Annotated in this window: 1 protein-coding gene; it reads right to left on the minus strand. The window is 59.6% G+C overall.

The genetic code is table 11. The features are described 5' to 3' along the window. The coding region (locus CBG10_RS11330) for a hypothetical protein (RefSeq protein WP_179231262.1) at positions 1 to 460 on the minus strand (460 nt) is incomplete at both ends.

The following is a 460-nucleotide window of genomic DNA, read 5'->3' on the forward strand; positions in this document are numbered from 1 at the left end:
TGTGCGACACGGGGTGCGCCAACGCGTGCGTCAACGAGCGCCGCAGCTAGTGCAGCAACGAGTGCGTCAACCAGCGCGTCAACGAGTGCGTCAACGAGCGGGTCAACGAGCGCCTCAACAAGTGCATCAACAAGTGCGTCAACGAGCGCGTCAACAAGCGCGTCAACCAGCGCATCAACGAGTGCGTCAACGAGCGCCTCGACAAGCGCAAGCACGAGTGCCTCAGTAAGTGCGTCAACAAGTGCGTCAACCAGCGCCTCAACGAGTGCATCAACAAGTGCGTCAACCAGCGCCTCGACTAGTGCGTCAACAAGTGCGTCAACGAGTGCCTCAGCAAGTGCATCAACTAGCGCCCCACCGAGTGCCTCAACCAGTGCCACGACGAGCGCATCACCAAGTGCGACAACGGGAGCTCGCACAAGTGCGTGCAAGAGAACGACACAACCTGCGACAACTAGAA

Source organism: Limosilactobacillus reuteri, assembly GCF_002254085.1.
GTDB lineage: Bacteria > Bacillota > Bacilli > Lactobacillales > Lactobacillaceae > Limosilactobacillus > Limosilactobacillus reuteri_K.